Source organism: Nitrosomonas sp. (genome assembly GCF_043753625.1).
Lineage (GTDB): Bacteria > Pseudomonadota > Gammaproteobacteria > Burkholderiales > Nitrosomonadaceae > Nitrosomonas.
The window spans coordinates 25,003-41,860 of sequence record NZ_JAYUWI010000059.1 but is presented as its reverse complement, the minus strand read 5'-3'; the positions used below and the strand labels follow the sequence as shown (position 1 = coordinate 41,860).

Annotated in this window: 15 protein-coding genes; 1 reads left to right on the top strand and 14 read right to left on the bottom strand. The window is 44.1% G+C overall.

Going from position 1 to position 16,858, the window contains the following annotated elements; translation table 11 throughout:
• Positions 1 to 94 precede the first annotated feature (94 nt).
• Positions 95 to 325 carry a hypothetical protein gene (locus ACH10T_RS06050; RefSeq protein ID WP_394808419.1) on the top strand — a complete coding sequence of 77 codons (231 nt, stop codon included), beginning with the start codon at positions 95 to 97 and terminating at the stop codon, positions 323 to 325.
• A 102-nt stretch (positions 326 to 427) separates the two neighbouring features.
• On the opposite strand, the gene pstB is transcribed toward ACH10T_RS06050, so the two are convergent.
• The 14 genes from pstB to ACH10T_RS05980 form a co-directional block, all read right to left on the bottom strand.
• Entirely contained in the window at positions 428 to 1,207 is a 780-nt protein-coding gene (gene pstB, locus ACH10T_RS06045) for a phosphate ABC transporter ATP-binding protein PstB (RefSeq protein ID WP_394808420.1), read from the bottom strand.
• Between the two features lie 165 nt (positions 1,208 to 1,372).
• Positions 1,373 to 2,218 (bottom strand): phosphate ABC transporter permease PstA, encoded by an 846-nt coding sequence (gene pstA, locus ACH10T_RS06040; RefSeq protein ID WP_394808418.1) that lies wholly within the window; start codon positions 2,216 to 2,218, stop codon positions 1,373 to 1,375.
• Positions 2,219 to 2,227: 9 nt separating this feature from the next.
• The gene (gene pstC, locus ACH10T_RS06035; RefSeq protein ID WP_394808417.1) at positions 2,228 to 3,190 is read right to left on the bottom strand and encodes a phosphate ABC transporter permease subunit PstC; all 963 of its coding nucleotides are present in this window, start codon (positions 3,188 to 3,190) and stop codon (positions 2,228 to 2,230) included.
• A gap of 119 nt (positions 3,191 to 3,309) precedes the next feature.
• A complete protein-coding gene (gene pstS / locus ACH10T_RS06030; protein WP_394808416.1) occupies positions 3,310 to 4,362 on the bottom strand; it encodes a phosphate ABC transporter substrate-binding protein PstS in 1,053 nt (350 codons plus the stop codon).
• A gap of 257 nt (positions 4,363 to 4,619) precedes the next feature.
• Positions 4,620 to 4,898 (bottom strand): hypothetical protein, encoded by a 279-nt coding sequence (locus ACH10T_RS06025; protein WP_394808415.1) that lies wholly within the window; start codon positions 4,896 to 4,898, stop codon positions 4,620 to 4,622.
• Positions 4,899 to 5,384: 486 nt separating this feature from the next.
• Positions 5,385 to 7,001 carry a hypothetical protein gene (locus tag ACH10T_RS06020; RefSeq protein WP_394808414.1) on the bottom strand — a complete coding sequence of 539 codons (1,617 nt, stop codon included), beginning with the start codon at positions 6,999 to 7,001 and terminating at the stop codon, positions 5,385 to 5,387.
• Positions 7,002 to 7,154: 153 nt separating this feature from the next.
• Entirely contained in the window at positions 7,155 to 7,433 is a 279-nt protein-coding gene (locus ACH10T_RS06015) for a hypothetical protein (protein ID WP_394808413.1), read from the bottom strand.
• Between the two features lie 248 nt (positions 7,434 to 7,681).
• Positions 7,682 to 10,858 carry a TonB-dependent receptor domain-containing protein gene (locus ACH10T_RS06010; protein ID WP_394808412.1) on the bottom strand — a complete coding sequence of 1,059 codons (3,177 nt, stop codon included), beginning with the start codon at positions 10,856 to 10,858 and terminating at the stop codon, positions 7,682 to 7,684.
• A 328-nt stretch (positions 10,859 to 11,186) separates the two neighbouring features.
• Positions 11,187 to 12,362 carry a tetratricopeptide repeat protein gene (locus tag ACH10T_RS06005; RefSeq protein WP_394808411.1) on the bottom strand — a complete coding sequence of 392 codons (1,176 nt, stop codon included), beginning with the start codon at positions 12,360 to 12,362 and terminating at the stop codon, positions 11,187 to 11,189.
• Positions 12,363 to 12,397: 35 nt separating this feature from the next.
• Positions 12,398 to 13,033, bottom strand: coding sequence for an energy transducer TonB (locus ACH10T_RS06000; protein WP_292993539.1), 636 nt, complete (start codon positions 13,031 to 13,033; stop codon positions 12,398 to 12,400).
• A 5-nt stretch (positions 13,034 to 13,038) separates the two neighbouring features.
• Positions 13,039 to 13,443, bottom strand: a complete 405-nt coding sequence (locus tag ACH10T_RS05995) for a biopolymer transporter ExbD (protein ID WP_292993538.1) — start codon at positions 13,441 to 13,443, stop codon at positions 13,039 to 13,041.
• Positions 13,444 to 13,449: 6 nt separating this feature from the next.
• Positions 13,450 to 14,067 (bottom strand): MotA/TolQ/ExbB proton channel family protein, encoded by a 618-nt coding sequence (locus tag ACH10T_RS05990; RefSeq protein ID WP_394808410.1) that lies wholly within the window; start codon positions 14,065 to 14,067, stop codon positions 13,450 to 13,452.
• Between the two features lie 8 nt (positions 14,068 to 14,075).
• Positions 14,076 to 15,563: a MotA/TolQ/ExbB proton channel family protein gene (locus ACH10T_RS05985; RefSeq protein WP_394808409.1), complete on the bottom strand. Its 1,488-nt coding sequence runs from the start codon at positions 15,561 to 15,563 to the stop codon at positions 14,076 to 14,078.
• Entirely contained in the window at positions 15,560 to 16,330 is a 771-nt protein-coding gene (locus tag ACH10T_RS05980) for a DUF3450 domain-containing protein (protein ID WP_394808408.1), read from the bottom strand. The genes ACH10T_RS05985 and ACH10T_RS05980 overlap by 4 nt, the downstream gene beginning before the upstream one ends.
• Positions 16,331 to 16,858: the final 528 nt, after the last annotated feature.

Sequence of the window (16,858 nt, the reverse complement as noted above, 5' to 3'; positions counted from 1 at the left end):
CGAAAAACTCCCCACCTGGCCTAACAGCCGAATCGATGAATTACTGCCGTTCGCACCGGAGGCTATTGAAGCATTGTTGAAGGAATGTGGATAGATGGCGGGGTTGGAGGGATACCGTGCAATCATGCATCGAGTGTATAGGCACAAACCGCTCTCGGCGCACCAGAAGCTGGTGAATCAATTGGCAGCAAAAAACACTATATCGTCGAGCAGCGTTTCGGTATCACCCAATGGCCATCCAAATTGGGATGCGCCACAGGCTAAGGTAGGGATAGGGATAAAATTCTGCAGAACTTTAGTGAACTTGATTGGCTACCGCGTTTGACCAGTTCCTCCAATTCCTCCAATTCCTCCAAAAACTTGATGGGACTGTCCAGAACTCAATGAATTGTATTGCATAAATAGGATAAGAAGAGCCAAAAGCATGCTAACCGAATTTGCCGGTAATATAATCTTCTGTCGCTTTCTGCCTGGGTTTCGTAAAAATTGTATCGGTATCCGCAAACTCGATCAGTTCTCCCAGGTACATGTAAGCCGTGTAGTCTGAAACGCGCGCTGCTTGTTGCATATTGTGAGTCACAATAACAATGGTGTAATCCTCTTTAAGCGTAAAGATCAAGTCTTCAATCCGCGCAGTAGAAATCGGATCAAGCGCTGAGGTCGGTTCATCCAGCAACACCACTTCGGGTTTCACCGCAATCGTGCGTGCAATACACAGACGTTGTTGCTGGCCACCGGAAAGACTGATGCCACTTTGGTTCAGCTTATCTTTAACCTCCTCCCATAAAGCAGCTTTTTGTAGCGCCCATTCCACTCGTTCTTCCAGCTCGTTGCGATTTAAGCTTTCATACAGTTTTACGCCAAACGCCACATTATCGAAAATTGACATCGGGAATGGCGTAGGTTTCTGAAAAACCATTCCAACTTTGGCGCGCAGCATATTGATATCCTGCTTCTTGTCGAGAATATTCATGCCATCCATCATGATTTCACCACGTGCTTCCTGGCTGGGATAGAGCTGATACATACGGTTGAAAGTGCGCAGTAGCGTGGATTTTCCGCATCCGGAAGGGCCGATAAAAGCCGTTATTTTTTTCTCCCAAATATTCATATTAATAGACTTCAGTGCCTGACATCCATTGTAGTAAAAGTTTAAGTCGTTGATGGAGACTTTGGGAGCGATCGATTGCGAGTGGATTATATTCATCTCAGTTTTTAATTTAGATTCATTCATCGTTGGTCGCTGATAATCATGCGACCCAATAAATTTGCTGTAAAACAGCATTTGTTGGTTTTTCATATTGATGATCCATTTATAAACGTTAAACAGAGATTATTTTCAGTGGCCCAGAGGATTTATGACGAAAGAGCCCTAATTCAATGATGCTTGTTTACGTAAAAAGAATCGTGCTGCGATATTCAACCCCAAAACGCTCAATGTGATGAGTAGCGCTCCAGTCCAGGCTAGCTCTTGCCAATTCTCATATGGACTCATGGCAAACTGGAATATAACGACGGGCAAATTGGCCATGGGTTGGTTCATGTCCGCATTCCAGAATTGGTTGTTGAGCGCAGTGAAAAGCAACGGTGCAGTTTCTCCGCTGATACGCGCAATGGCCAACAATACGCCGGTCATTATGCCAACCCTGGAAGCACGCCAAGTAACCAGCGTTACTATTTTCCATTGCGGCGCGCCCAAAGCGGCAGCCGCTTCGCGCAAACTATCTGGAATAAGCCGTAGCATATCCTCAGTAGTACGCACGACGACCGGAATGACAATCAGCGACAGTGCCAGCGCCCCGGCCCAGCCGGAAAAATGCCCCATCTTAGCAACATAGACGGTATAAACAAGAAGACCAATCACGATTGACGGTGCAGATAATAGGATGTCGTTGATGAAACGAGTGACGGGGGCAAGCCAGCCGCGCTGGCCATATTCAGCCAAATAGGTACCCGCCATGATGCCGATTGGCGTACCGATCAAGGTAGCGAGCGTGACCATCGCCAGACTGCCGGCAATGGCATTGAGCAGGCCACCTGTGCTCCCCGGCGCTGGTGTCATCTGAGTAAATATGGCCATGCTGATTCCGCCCAAACCTTTCTCAAATAAGGTAAACAATATCCAGAATAGCCAGAACAAACCGAAAACCATGGCCAGGATGGAAAAAGTAAGGTTAATGGCATTAACGATGCGCCGCCGCGTATATATTGGAATCATTGCGCGCCTCTAGGTAGCGGTGCCTTCACGTTTTCTGAGTTGTATCAGCAGGATCTTGGAAAAAGCCAGCACGACAAAAGTAATAAAAAACAAAATCAAACCCAACTCGATCAGCGCTGAGGTATATAGCTCGCCATCGGCCTCGTTGAATTCATTGGCCAGCGCGGAAGCAATACTGTTTCCCGGCATGAAAAGTGAAGCATGTAACTGGTGTGCGTTGCCGATCACAAAAGTAACCGCCATGGTTTCACCCAAGGCACGGCCAAGGCCGAGCATAATAGCGCCGACTACTCCGATCTTGGTATAGGGAAGTACCACGTACCAGATCACTTCCCAAGTAGTGGCACCAAAGGCATAAGCTGATTCCTTGAGCATGGGCGGCACAATCTCGAATACGTCGCGCATGACTGCGGCAATGAAAGGAATCACCATAATCGCCAGAATAATACCGGCAGTCAGCATACCAATACCCATAAATGAGCCTTCGAATAGAAAACTGATTCCGGGTATTTGCCCCAGTGTGTCCTGCAACCAAGGTTGAATATATTGCGCAAAAAGCGGCGCAAATACGAATAAGCCCCACATGCCGTAAATGATGCTGGGAATTCCGGCCAGAAGCTCAATCGCTGTTCCGAGCGGGCGGCGTAACCACGGCGGCGATAATTCCGTGAGAAACAACGCAATGCCAAAACTAACTGGAATACCGATCGATAGCGCAATGATTGAAGTAATCAATGTACCCACGATGGGCACCAATGCACCGAATTTCTCGGTAACCGGATTCCAATCGGCGCTAAAAAGGAAATCGAAACCAAAGGCTTTGATGGTTGGCATACTGCCAATTATCAGTGAGCCAATAAGCGCCGCCAGCAATGCAAAAACGACAAATGTAAAAAACCAAGTGACTTTATGAAATATCCAGTCAAATAGAAGCTGTCTTTTTAGCTTTGCGGCAAAGTGTATTTTTGACATCGTTTTGTTTCGCCTAGCTGAAAACGCATTGGAGCATATTTTTTGTAGCTACCCCTGGCAGTGCATCAGGAATGACACTGAGTATTTCTCGCACTGTGGTTCCTGGCTCTTTTCTTTTATCAGTGCTTGCCTGAGAGGATGGCTCTGCCATCTTTACCTTTGATATTAGCTTCCCAGGAATCCTCAATCAGCTTCACCACACTGTCTGGCAGCGGAATATAATCCAGTTCCAGTGCCATCTCATCACCGTTGGTGTACGCCCATTCAAAGAATTTCAGCACCGCTAAAGCCTGAGTAGGATTTACCTGAGATTTATGCATGAGAATGAAGGTAGCACCGGTAATCGGCCAACTGTTTTGGCCAGGTTTATTGGTAAGAATTTCGTAAAAACCGGGAGCCTTATCCCACTGCGTGTTGGCAGCCGCAGCTTTGAAACCATCTTCCGTAGGGATAACGTATACACCATCATGGTTCTGCAACTGGATATAATTCATCTTGCTTTGCTTCACGTAAGCTGCCTCGACGTAACCAATCGAATTTTTGATCTGTTTTACGAAATTTGCCACACCTTCGTTACCTTTACCACCCGTACCAACAGGCCAAGCAACAGATGCATCTGCACCGACTTTATCTTTCCATTCCGGGCTGACTTTGCTCAAATAATCAGTAAACAGGAAAGTAGTACCGGAACCATCTGCACGATGGACTACGGTGATATTATTTGCGGGCAAATCAATACCGGCATTAAGATCTGCAATCGCTAAATCATTCCAGCGCTTGATTTTACCGAGAAAAATATCAGCCAGAACTGCTCCGGTTAATCGGATCTGTCCTTGTTTAACGCCATCTATATTGATCACCGGAACCACGCCGCCCAGTACCGTCGGGAATTGGGTCAGTCCGTTTACTTCCAGCTCTTCCAGTGTTAAGGGTTTGTCAGATGCCCCGAAATCAACGGTCTTGGCTTTGATTTGTTTAATGCCGCCACCGGAACCGATGGACTGGTAATTCATGCGAACGCCGGTTTGTTTTTTATAGGCATCAGCCCATTTGGCATAAATCGGATAAGGAAAAGTTGCGCCAGCGCCGGTAATATCGGCAGCATAAGTAACAGGAGTAACGATCAATACTGCAGTAGTAGCAAGCAGCGCAAAAACAAATTGCAGCTTCATCTAAAAATCTCCTATCGAAAGAAATGGAACATGTATTGGATAGGATCTTAATCAGAAGATGTTGCAGAATTATGACAAACAGATTGCTTTGGAGAAATCCTCCCAACGACTGCCAACAGCTAGCTGGCTGGGAGGTGCTGTTTGAGATAGTGAAACACAGCAAACATAGAACTCAATTCAAAACGCCCCCGATCTCCTGGATCGTTGTGACACTCCTGGCTACAGAATGCTTGGGTTAAGCGGTTTTTCTACACTAACTAGAGGGGAGCATAGAATGACTTTCGGGGAGCCAGAGGCTTATAAGATTCTTTCGATAACGGCATGGAAAAGTTTCCTCGTGAAGATTGCCTCTGATTTTTTGGTTCGCCCCAGATAATTCTAAACAAGAGGTAAGCCTGATAGAGATAAATCCCAAGGACGATGCCTGAAATGCTATCCCAATCTATAGCTACACCATAAATTACAATGCCGCAGATAATGCTTAATATGACAAAGCAAGCACCCACTGCCACGATCATGAAGATATTGTCGCCCATGGCTCTATAACTCCTTAGAAATTGTTTTCTGCTCATTACACCCACCGCATCAATATACGCCATCGTTTTTGAAGCGACACAAGCTAATAGTTCTGAGATCGATTCTTCATGAGTTCTCCCCATAAACATTGAGAATTACATAGAAAAGCTTAAGAACGATTCGATGCAATAAACCACACTTGCCATAGTCACTTTATAGTTCCAACATTAACCGTTGATGTCATCAGAATGAATTATTGATGAATGTTTTATGTCAATAATTCTGGATTTATCTCGGAATACTATTTTTACAGGCCAGAATCTCAGAAGAACACTGAATAGAGAAGATAAATGAAGAAATTACCGGAAGTTCAGTAAAGAAAAATCGCTGGGCTGATAAAACCAAACCCAGCGATTCTTTTTATTCAACAGAAGGAGATTTAGTTGAATTGATCTAAATCTTTTCTACTTAACACATAAGAAAATATACATTTGTATTATAAAGATTTAGTTAAGTGAAAAAGTCCATTCTTCGGTCCAGTTGTCATTCGAATCCTTGAATGCACCAACGTAATCCACGACAGTAAAGAAAGAATTTGGAACAGCAACACCACCCAGTATCAACGGCGATCCAGTTGCTGGCAAATAGCCACTCAAGAGAGGGTTTTCTGCTTTATTCTCGGATTGAGACGTGAACCAATCAGCTACTGTAAATGTGGATTCTGCGCCATCTTGGTAGTTACTAGTACATTGCACAAAAGAATTTACCATGGTTAATCCGCCCGTCAAACTACCCGGTGAGCCGGCGTTCGCGAAGGTCGAAGCACCATCAATCATTAAACAAGTTGGTGAACCAGTCACGACCGTGTTAAAGATATTTGCACCAGTTCCGCGACGTAATAAAATGCCTTGGGTGGCTGTGTCCCCTGCGCGGCCAATAATTGTAATATTGGACAGAATAGGTTGAGCACGCGGATTGCTATCTTGATTCTTTTCATTATTATCGGCTTCAATACCGCGATCACCAATTGCTGCAGCCTGTTTAATTAAAACAAATTGCGCACGTCCTTGCCAGCCATTGGTCCAATCTAAAGAATCATCCTGGATGTTAGTCAACACCAGGTGCTTCATCTGTACCGTGCCGCCAAAGACTTCGATACCATCATCTAAACCTTCGTGAACTTGTACATAATCAATAACTGTTCCTGAACCAACACCATTCAGTGTCAAACCATTGAGTTCTTCATCCTGGCGTACAGCACTTCCAGCAAACCGAATTTGTGTATACTTGAGCACACCACTATTATCGGTTGGATTATTTCCGCCATAAAACTCACTAACAACGGCCTCAAAAGGAACTTCACAAACAGGCACACCCTCATTACAGCCATTTACTGGTGCATTGCCAGAAATAAGCAAGCCACCCCATTCTCCAGCTGATGCTTCACTGGGACCGGTCATGACAATCGGGTTATCCGGCGTGCCTTCCGCCATAATTTTTGAACCACGTCTGATCCATAAATAAGCTGCTTGATCTCCCTGACCACCTACACCAATGATTTTGGTACCTGGATTAATGGTCAGAGTAGCACTTTGTGTATTATCGCCACCCACATAGACAGGACCATCTAAAACCCACACAATGTCCTTTGTCAAGGTGGCATTTGTCGTAATCGTACCACTTAAGACGCAAGAATTTGATGTGGCTCCCGGTTGTGCAAAATCCGGGCATCTTTGGAATGCATTATTTGGCAATTGATCGATGGTAAAACGCAATGGATTAGACCCAGGCACTAATTTCAATTTAGCGTAATATTCATCTGCACCGACTCCAACTGAAGCAATATGAACTGCACTCGTGTCAGAATCAAAAACATTACGTTGTCCTGTTGTTGCGGATATAGGATTGGCAGAAACCAACTGCAACTCATTTCCGCTGAGTTGTAATTTAGCGCTATAGAATGCAGATGATCCACCACTTAGAACTTCAACGACTGGGAGATCGACAACCCCTGCTGACGGATCGAAGGTCGCTGTTGCTGCATATCCATTTAATGTGACGGCACTCAATAGAACTGCTGACGCAGCCATTAATTTTTCTTTTATACAATTTAATTTAAACATAATTCGCCCACCTCCAAGTTTTTTTAGGGTAGAGCCAATCTAACAGGAGAATATGACAGGCGTATTACATTCACATGTAAAACATCTGCGATGAAATAGTTTGAAATCAAGAAATTTATATCCTGAAATCACGTTCAGGTTATTACAAATCAATTAAAACCTTGTCCAATGGTCCGCAACAATTTGTCCGTTTTCGATGATGAAGCGATAGTTGTACTGATCTATTTTATAGGTCCACACCTCCCGTTTAATATAGACAATTCCACCAAAGGCTCTGGTTTGAACAAGCCCTAAATCAGTCCGTACAGTGGGATTTCCTAAATTGATAAGCAACTTATCTGAAAAATCACCTTTCGAAATGATATTGCCATTAGGAGCATGAAATCCGGTTAACAACATCACTGCAATCAAGATGAATAGTAGTTTTTTCATGATGCAATCCTTTTTGAACACGTCATTGTTCTTTATCAATCTATCTTTAGCTGCTAACAGCTACTCTAGTTTGAAGATGATTAATCTAGGCTGAACAAACGAAGGGACTGGGATTGATCTACACCAAGGTACATTGACAACATCCAAGTATCGATAGAAAGCCGGAGCGGCGTTTGCATATAACCGGGTGAATGCAGGGATGAGGATGATTGCTGCCAATAGAAACAAAGAACTGCGTTGATACAATATCAATAAGCCAAACGCACACTCAGATTAAAAAAGCGCCCGCGGCGGAATTGACGGCTAATTTCATCACCTTGCATAACGCGCACGTCATCATCCAGCAAATTTTGCATACTAGCCTGCATCGATAATCCTCTATACAAATTCTGGCTAAATACAAAATCCAGTTGATGAAAGGGTTTCTCATACTTATCCGGCGCAGTCAATTGTCCAGCAGCTACGATACGTTCACTGGAGACGTTGTATAGCAGGGTGGCTTGTGTTTTCCAACTAGGATTGTCATACCCAATCTGAAAATTTACAATATGTTCGGAGTGCCCTTGCAATTGCCGATTATTCGTCGTTTGGGCTGTAAGGTTTTGAGCATTCAATTGAACATTGGATTGAGACCACGTATAGTTCCCGCCAACATAAAAATTCTGCAACAACGGATGCACCACATCCAGTTTCTTTAGCATCTCCCACTCGAATCCATAGACCGTTGCTTTATCAGCATTCTGAAAAGTATTCAAGGCACCGGTTCCTGGCTGAGCAACCAATTCAATGGGATTAGTTAAATCTTTCCAGAAAAAACCAGCAAATATATTTTCAGTCGGCGATAAGTAATATTCCCAACGTAAATCCCAGTTAGTAATGGCCGTTTGTTTTAATAAGGGATTACCCACGGTTTCCTGGTTGGTATTAATATCAATAAAAGGAGCTGATGATAATTCCCTGAAATCCGGCCGCGATAACGTTTGACTGAATCCTGCACGCAGCTGTTGATTGTCGGTAAGAAATAATGTTGCCGTCGCCGATGGCAACATATCAACTCGATTGAGCCGCGCTGTTGATGGCTGGTTTCTCAGAAATGTATTTACTTTCTGATCATTATCCTCCCAGCGCAATCCCCCGCTAATATTAAGTCTGTCATAAGACAACAGATCGAGCTTTCCATAGTAAGCCAGTAAGTTCTGAGAAGCGGTATATTGATCGCTTTTACGTGACACATCGCGAAGTTGAAATCCATTAGAACCAATATATTGAGGCTGTAAAATACCTTCCAGCGATTGTTGTCCAAGAACATCTTGCCTTGACGCATCAGGACCAAATCTAAAGTAACTAAAGCGCTGCGCATTGGCATCCCTAGTTTTGCTCTGTGTAATAAATCCACTACTGAAAGTCAGTTTATGACTCGGTGTTAACTGCATAGGTAATTTTCCATCTACCCGCCAGCTTTGGTCTTTATCGATCAGGTCTGAATACGTAAGCAAATTACTATCCGCTCGCTGAGATAAATTATAAGCACCGGTCTGTGGGCTTACATCATAGCGATAATCCCTTGTTTTAGGCTCATCTCGATTGGCTGTCGCATCGGTATATAACCAGTTGATGGAAAAGTCTTTCAACCAATCAAATCGATGTTCACCACCAAATTGATTCATTAATAATTGATTAGAAAAGAATCTCATCCGCGTTCTGCGAATATCGGTCGTTTCCGCATCGGCAAAGCCTTGAGAAATCCTGGCTTCGTCAAATGACTGACGGAGAAACATGGTCTTGGCAAACAAACGGTGTTTATCCTTGTATTCCAGTTCCGTCGCAGCATAACCGGTCATTTGCACTTCACTCAGCGATCTTTGCACATCTAAATCCTGGATTTGCTTAATACCGGAAGTAGTTGCACTAAACTCACGATTGACTTCATTTTGGTTTCTGAATTCCCGTTTCCAGCCTGCTGCGGCTATATATCCCAACCTAAAGTCTCCAAACGAGAAGCTATCTCCCATTGATGCCTGAAAGCCGGTATCTGGTCCGCGTTTTTTCTTATTCACATCCCACACGCCTGATAAGCCTTCACCCAGTTTCTCAAGTTGCGCAGGTGTCACACCATTTGGATTAAAAACAGATGCTGGCTGCAGATTCCCATTCTTGGTCGCATCCGAAAGTGCATCAGGCAATGCGCGTGCACCATCGTCATAACTGGTAAAGTCAGCCCCCCCTCCTTTATAAGCCAAGCCATCCTGAAAAGTCGTATTATCGTTCATGCCTGTTTGCAAATTTAAATTGAAGAAGAACGCATCAGGAATGCCACGTGTGCGCAGCTCTACTGTACCGCCTGCAAACTCAGCCGGACGATCCGCTGAATAAGTCTTTTGCACCATCACACTCTCAAGAATATTAGTCGGAAAAAGATCCATAGGAACAACGCGTCGCGTTGGATCTGGGCTAGGGACTGCTGCGCCATTTACCAGCGTGGTTGAGAATCGCTCGCCCAGTCCACGGATAAAAATAAATTGTCCCCCTACCAGCGTGAGTCCGGATGCCCTTCTTAGCGCACTGGCGGCATCCCCATCACCTGCCCGGCTAAATTGTTCAGCACCTATCACAGTTGCTACTGCCGTTGACTTTCTTTGTTCTTCGATAATAGAAGCCACCGTTCCTGCGAGATGAGGCTCCAACACCACATATTCAGCCAACTCAACACCTGCGGGCGTCAATTTGAAACTTAAATCAGTATTTTGCCCATTCTCAATTTTTACATCATCCTGCGCTTGACTGCTATAAGCACTATGCAGCAACGAAACACTGTAACTGCCTGCTGGTACCGTCGCGGTGATTCGTCCCTGTTCATCGGTTCTTAACTTCTGCTTCGATCCACTCAGAAAAACTTGCACATCTTTGACTGGTTTTTGCGTTTCTGCAGAGGTCACTTGCACATGGATTGTGCCCTCACCTTGATCTCGCGGCTTTTCAGCAGCAATATCTGGCCCGATAATGCCAGACAATGAACTTTCAATATTGAGTAATGGCTTCTTTTTATTCGGATAGAAAGTGATCAGGACTTGCGTGTTCTCTGCCGGACGCAGTGGCAAATCAAAATTAAACACCTGATCTTTCGTCTTGATCGTCATGTGATAAAAGCCGGGGGGTAATTTCCCAGCCACACTGCCATTCGCATTGGTCTTGATGGAAGAATCCCCATCCGCTTTCCAACTAAACGTAGATGGAATGACCTCAAAGATCATTTTCGGATTCGATCTCTCGTATACTTCGCTACTAATGGACAATTCAGCATCTTCAATCGGCAGTCCATCCTGGAACAGGTGGATTGAGAATTCGGCTTTTTCCGTGTCTCCCCAAGCAGAAGGACTTACTAAACCTGTCGCAATAAGAACGAGCAAAAATAGCAAGGAGTGCATCAGGGTATTTCGACGACTTATGCTGTGAGAAATAAAAGAAAGATATTGATAATCCAAAACCATTCGCAAAACACAAGACCGGGAAAATTTGTAAGATTGAGTGTTCATTTGGCGTACAAAGCCCTCTCTTCACCCGCAATCGTTTGCTCGTGAAGATAAATAGAGTTAGTCAATTAGGGAAATAGGCTAGATAGGCGCTAAGGCGGTATAAACAAAAATACAACAGATGATGATGATGTTTTCCGCTCGGAGTTTTCAGCCGGCTGATTGATCACAGACCGTGATATTAAATACCCGCTGCACGATGCTTGAACTGTAAGTACCGACATTACGTACATTGCCATGGCTCGGTTTTACAAACTTCCATCAAGCGACGAAGCTCGGTTCCTTTTCTAAATAGTTCAGCATTTTTTAAATGATCTAAGTGTTTGTTCGCTTCGGGAAAGCGTCCGCTTGAAAATAAGGCATAGGCAAGCGCATAGCGCACATCTTGATCTTCCAATAACCCAGCGCGATATAAACTGGATTCCATATTGGCCGCACGCTCGAACTGCTTTAATGCAAGGAGGAGTGACAATCTTTGTTTAAATTTCACTTTCTGATCATTGATGCTCTCATTCAGCGTTAATGCCTTATGAAAACGACCCGCACGTCGATAAATCTCGGCTGCTTCGGCCTGTAGCGCTGGATTCAGTAAAGCGGCTTGTTCCAGAATAAATGCCGCCGAATTGAATTTTCCTTGATCCAGGTAGGTATGCGCGAGCAATTTTGCGATCATTTCATCATTTGGAAACTGCAATCGGGCAATTTCCAGAATACTCAATGCTTCTTGGTATTCTCTACTGAGTCTCAGGGCATTCCCTAGTGCAATATAATCGGCTGCAGCCGCTTTTGATCGTTTAAGGTATTCTCTACCGAGATTCGTGGCTTCCTGGTATAACCCCAGTTCAACAAAATAGAAAACTTTGCGCTTCAGAAAGCGAAAATCTCCTGGGAAAATTTTCTGCCCCTCATTTAAAGCATTAATGGCCGCATCGGTTTCTTTCAAGTGCCAATAGGATTCTGCTTTTAAACTGATTAAAGAAGCATCTTTATTGGCCTGGTCACCCGCTTTGACAATGGCCTGAATCGTTTGCTTATAATCTTTCAATCCAAAATAGACTTGCGCCAAATAGATAAAAATCGCTGGGTCTTTCTGTCCATTTTTGATAGCCTGCTGCAAACTGTCCTTGGCTGCCTCGAGGTCATTTAGATTCATATAAGCAAGACCTTGCAGCGTGTAAAATCTTACCAAGTCTGTTTTCTTATTTTCCAGATCAACACTTTGCAACGCCAATAAAGCGCGATCACTATGACCGTCTTTCAGCATGACCGCAGCCAGCTCAATAAAATCCGTAGGTTGTACTTTCTTTTCGGATGCCCATGCAGCGCTGCTGCAATATCCAAGGATAAAAACAACAAGGAGGTAATGAATCTGCTTGACTATCCGGATCTGATATTTCATTTTATTTCGTCGCGATTAAACATTAAGCGAGAACATCAGGAAAGATCAAAACGAATCTTTTGCTTTGCCCATACCTTGACCGTATCTCCCTTATATTTTGCCGGTTCGAAATGCCAAGCGCGGATACCTTGCACAGCAGCCGCATCAAAGATTCCAGACGGATTCGACTCTAACACTTGTACTTGATTAACTGAACCATCAATCTCGACAAGTACCGACAAGAGAACATAGCCTTTAACACCATTCTTCTTGGCTGCGGGCGGATATCTAAAAACCCCTCTGGTGATGGGTTTCGGTGGAACATCCACCAAGTCTGCCGTCATCACGGCATTACCTGTTTTACCTAACAGGCCATCATCCAAACCTCTTCCTTGCCCATCATCCAAACCCAACGATCCCAAATCAATGCCGGAAAGTGCGGTATCAAGACCTTTGAAAGGCGCAGGTGCCTGAGGTCGAGTAACTTTTTTTGGCTCTACTTTTTTAATTTCCTTTTTCGGCTCTTGTTTGATCTCTCTAGCCATACTGATTTCTGTCACTTCCTGTGCAGGCGCTCTCTCGATCTTTCCCATGTAATGATTCATCGTTATTATCAGACCGAAAACTAAAATCAGTCCCAGTAACATCGACACAGCCCCTGCCACGTGTTGATTAAAATGTTTTGTTTCCATATCGTTTACCCCGCTTCTTTCTTAGTTGCAACACCTACACTCTCTGCTCCCGACAAGCGCGCTTGATCGATTACCTCGATCAATTTCCCCGCAGGAACACCTTCATCAGTAACTACTAAAATTACTTTGCTGGAAGCAGTACTCAATAAATCTCGCAATTTACTTTGTATCAGCCACAAACGAACCGGTTCACCATCCAGATAAGTGTCGCCATGCCGATCAATAAACAAACGAATGGCCTTGCTGGATGCGGCCGTCGAACTGCTTGCCTTGGGGCGCTCCAGCTCCAATTTCATATCTTTTACGAAGGTCGTGGTAACCATGAAAAAAATCAACAAAATAAAAACGATGTCAATCAATGGTGCCATATCGATCATGGCTTCGGCCTCATTGGATTCTCTGCATCTCATAATTCGTTACTTCTCATTAAATTTTTTAACAGTGGTTTGGTGACACAATAAATCTTTGACCTGCTCAAGATCCTGCTCAATCTCGCGCTGCTTCCTAATGAGGATGCTATGCGCCAATAATCCGGGAATCGCAACCGTTAGCCCCATTTGCGTAGTAAACAAGGCTTGTGAAATCCCGCCGGCAATTCCACCCGATTGAGAGTGCAATGTCATGGTCGCCAGCGAATCAAATGTCTCGATCATTCCAATGACAGTTCCCAACAATCCAAGCAACGGAGAAATAAGAATGACAACATGAATAAGCACAGAGAATTTACCAATCTCTCTTTCATACTCATAAAAAGCCGCATCCAAGTGGCGCCGCAGATTTTTGACACCTTTCTTTTTAAACGCTAATCCCTGCTTAACCGCACGCGCTACAATATTTTTGGCTGGCTTTTCATTGTGCTCCTGATAGTATTTCAACATATCGCGCACCCCCATCCATTTGGGTTCTTTCATAACCCAGAATCGATAACCCAATCCGTACCAAAGTAACAAAATACAAAGCACCAACGGCGGCATGACTATCCCGCCTGCAACAAACAACTCCTTGGTCAATATAATGAGTTCTGTAGGATCCATTTCGTGCGCTATGAAACAGCAGCAAAATTTTCTTCAACAGCCGACACATTCGGCTCATCCAAATCAAGCCCGCCACCCAGAAAAACATTAATGATCCTAAGTGCCGAATGCTCCATGTCGCGCTTAATGTTTCTTGCCCAGGTAGACAATATAGATCCCAGCAACAAAGTCGGGATTGCAACAATCAATCCCAATTCGGTTGTGACCAGTGCGATCGATATGCCTTCAGAGAGTAATTTTGGATCGCCGGTACCAAACTCAGTAATCATGTCGAAAGTTTCAATCATCCCGGTCACCGTTCCCAATAAACCGAGGAGCGGGGCGATCGAGGCAATAACCAGAATGGCTGGCCCAAACCGGTCTAACGGGCCGGATTCTTGCAGGATAGCCTCGTATACAATGCCTTCCATGTGATCTCTGTCATCTTTCAAATGACGCAAGGTATAGTGCAGAACCCTTCCGATGGCGGATGAATCGTCTTCACAGCTTTTTTTAGCGACATCCAGCTCCCCTGTAGCCAGCTGCTGAATGATCTGATCTGTCAGCTTATTTGTGTTTGCGCCATTCGAGCGCAGCAAATATGCCCGGATCAGAATAAGAAACAGTGCAACGCCGCCAAGTATTACGATGACCCAGCCAATAGGCCCTCCTGAGTCAATAATACTCAGGATTGTTTTTTCGCGCGTTTCGTCAATTGCGTTGGTGCGCGATTCAAATAAAAACAACTTTAATAAGTCAGGTTGCTCATGCTTACTCAGTGCGACCGCATTATCAGCACTGGAATCTTTCCATACTTTGAAATTACCGCCACCTGCGGGTACTAAACCACCGCTTCCCTCATCACTGACACCGTAGGCAGCTATATTGCCTAAATGGATAATTGTCCCTTGTGTTTGTTTACCACTCTCTAAAAAGAAATTACCTGGTTTTGCCTGAATCGCTCCAAGCCCCTGAATTAAAGAAAGCGCTTGTCTAAAAAAATACCCGACTTTGACGAGGTCATTGCCTTGCATTTCTTTAATGGCTGAAGGCATTTCGATTCCATGATTCTTAAGCGTCGCTTCTGCCTGCAGGTAGGTCGTTTCCAGGGCGTCACTGCGTTCAGTGACGGAAGATTCTTTACGCTCGACTTCTGTCAGCTGTGCATTCAGTTGATCAATTTTGGCCGAACGTTCGACTGAGCTCCGCTCAAGGCCATTAATCTTACTGCTCAGCGCTTGCTCTTCACGATTGGCACTGGACTGATAGTTTTTAAGCCGGTCGATCAATTCCCTCTTCTGTGCTTCCAGAAACGCATATTCACGTTTGTAAGCAGTCTCTAAATTAACTAACTCCGGCTTAGGTGAATTCTGCTTTTTGGGTGCGGCTGCATTGGATTTCTCTTCGGGTGTCGATACGGATACATCTTCTGAAGAAACTGTGGATTTATTCTCTTTGGCATAGGCCGTATTTGCCATTGCAACCAACAGTAACGATATCAATAATGCTTTATTCATTTTCTCAACGGATTAGGTAATTCAAAATAACCTTGGCGTATTTGTTTCTTCAACGAATCAAATAAATTCTTGATACGCTCAATATCGTTCGTGTCATCAACAGTTTCATATTTCCAGCCACCCTCAGACAATCGTTTAGCCATCCCGAATCTGTTATCTCTGGTTTGGAAGAAAAGAAAAACTGTGCCTAATTTTGCGATATCAACCAGTACTTTTTCTCCATCTAGAAATATAATTTGTTGGTAGATTCCATTTTCCTTACTTAAACGAATTTCATCCTCTACTAGGGACCATGCCTGATTAACTGCCTTATTAGGATCAATCAACTGATTAACTACATTATTCTCCAGATCTCCCAGTGCCCTGACACGATCTTCCGGCTTGAATGGAAAACCTGTCTGAATATGTTGCCGATAATCTGCTAGCATCGCTAATAACACAGGTTTCAGACTCTCTCCCGATTGTTCCGCTTTTTTGGCGTTAACAGTCATTTTTTCTATCGAGTGCTGCAGTTTCTCGATACTCATTTTTTGCCTTCTTTCTTCCACACTCAAATCTGCCAATTGCGAAGTGAGCGCAGACATTCTGCTGCCATGCTTATCCTTCTCGGTATCCAGTTGTGTTTGCAATGTCTCGACTTCACCTCGGATCTTCGCCAGCGCTTTTGCCAAATTCTCCAGGCTATTCCCCTTTGCCACAGAGGTAGCAAGCAGTAGCAGCACCACTCCAGCAAATGAAATTATTTTTTTAAAAAAATGTTTATGCATAAATCCCGTTGTATTAAATAATATTGAGCGCAATAAACAACCGCCAGTCTGACAGCAATCCCTTATCAGTAATACTTGTGAATACTACAAGCTGAATATTTCAGTTTCATGACATTTAGATGTCATTTGGGTTTAACAGGCCGTTGAAAAACGTATTCGAGGCAGCCGATGCAAGGCAAAAATAGGCGAGAAAGCGCAGTTTATGCTTAATAAATGAGCATTCTGAGTCTGTTTTTAACACCGCAGCAGCAACGCAGATAGTTTTTCAATGGGGCCTTGCTGCCTTGCTAATCAAAACGCGCAAAGTACTCAGAATGGGGCTTGTAGCGTATTCACTGACTTGTTGTGTCAGTCATAAATATTCGAGACTTTCTGACGTGTGTACTGTGAATCGAAGAAAAAATGATCTGTTCCAGTTTCCTCCGCCATCTGGATTCTTGACGGAATACTGCGGCGCAAACCGGGCATGTCATAAAACTTTTATATTGTACCGTTAAGATAAAAATCCTTGCAACACGACAATCGGAG

What these genes read in the sequence shown, in the direction of transcription:
- ACH10T_RS06050 (WP_394808419.1), top strand. Translation starts at nt 95, where the DNA reads ATGGCGGGGTTGGAGGGATACCGTGCAATCATGCATCGAGTGTATAGG.
- pstB (WP_394808420.1), bottom strand. Translation starts at nt 1,207, where the DNA reads ATGAATATAATCCACTCGCAATCGATCGCTCCCAAAGTCTCCATCAAC.
- pstA (WP_394808418.1), bottom strand. Translation starts at nt 2,218, where the DNA reads ATGATTCCAATATATACGCGGCGGCGCATCGTTAATGCCATTAACCTT.
- pstC (WP_394808417.1), bottom strand. Translation starts at nt 3,190, where the DNA reads ATGTCAAAAATACACTTTGCCGCAAAGCTAAAAAGACAGCTTCTATTT.
- pstS (WP_394808416.1), bottom strand. Translation starts at nt 4,362, where the DNA reads ATGAAGCTGCAATTTGTTTTTGCGCTGCTTGCTACTACTGCAGTATTG.
- ACH10T_RS06025 (WP_394808415.1), bottom strand. Translation starts at nt 4,898, where the DNA reads ATGGGCGACAATATCTTCATGATCGTGGCAGTGGGTGCTTGCTTTGTC.
- ACH10T_RS06020 (WP_394808414.1), bottom strand. Translation starts at nt 7,001, where the DNA reads ATGTTTAAATTAAATTGTATAAAAGAAAAATTAATGGCTGCGTCAGCA.
- ACH10T_RS06015 (WP_394808413.1), bottom strand. Translation starts at nt 7,433, where the DNA reads ATGAAAAAACTACTATTCATCTTGATTGCAGTGATGTTGTTAACCGGA.
- ACH10T_RS06010 (WP_394808412.1), bottom strand. Translation starts at nt 10,858, where the DNA reads ATGCACTCCTTGCTATTTTTGCTCGTTCTTATTGCGACAGGTTTAGTA.
- ACH10T_RS06005 (WP_394808411.1), bottom strand. Translation starts at nt 12,362, where the DNA reads ATGAAATATCAGATCCGGATAGTCAAGCAGATTCATTACCTCCTTGTT.
- ACH10T_RS06000 (WP_292993539.1), bottom strand. Translation starts at nt 13,033, where the DNA reads ATGGAAACAAAACATTTTAATCAACACGTGGCAGGGGCTGTGTCGATG.
- ACH10T_RS05995 (WP_292993538.1), bottom strand. Translation starts at nt 13,443, where the DNA reads ATGAGATGCAGAGAATCCAATGAGGCCGAAGCCATGATCGATATGGCA.
- ACH10T_RS05990 (WP_394808410.1), bottom strand. Translation starts at nt 14,067, where the DNA reads ATGGATCCTACAGAACTCATTATATTGACCAAGGAGTTGTTTGTTGCA.
- ACH10T_RS05985 (WP_394808409.1), bottom strand. Translation starts at nt 15,563, where the DNA reads ATGAATAAAGCATTATTGATATCGTTACTGTTGGTTGCAATGGCAAAT.
- ACH10T_RS05980 (WP_394808408.1), bottom strand. Translation starts at nt 16,330, where the DNA reads ATGCATAAACATTTTTTTAAAAAAATAATTTCATTTGCTGGAGTGGTG.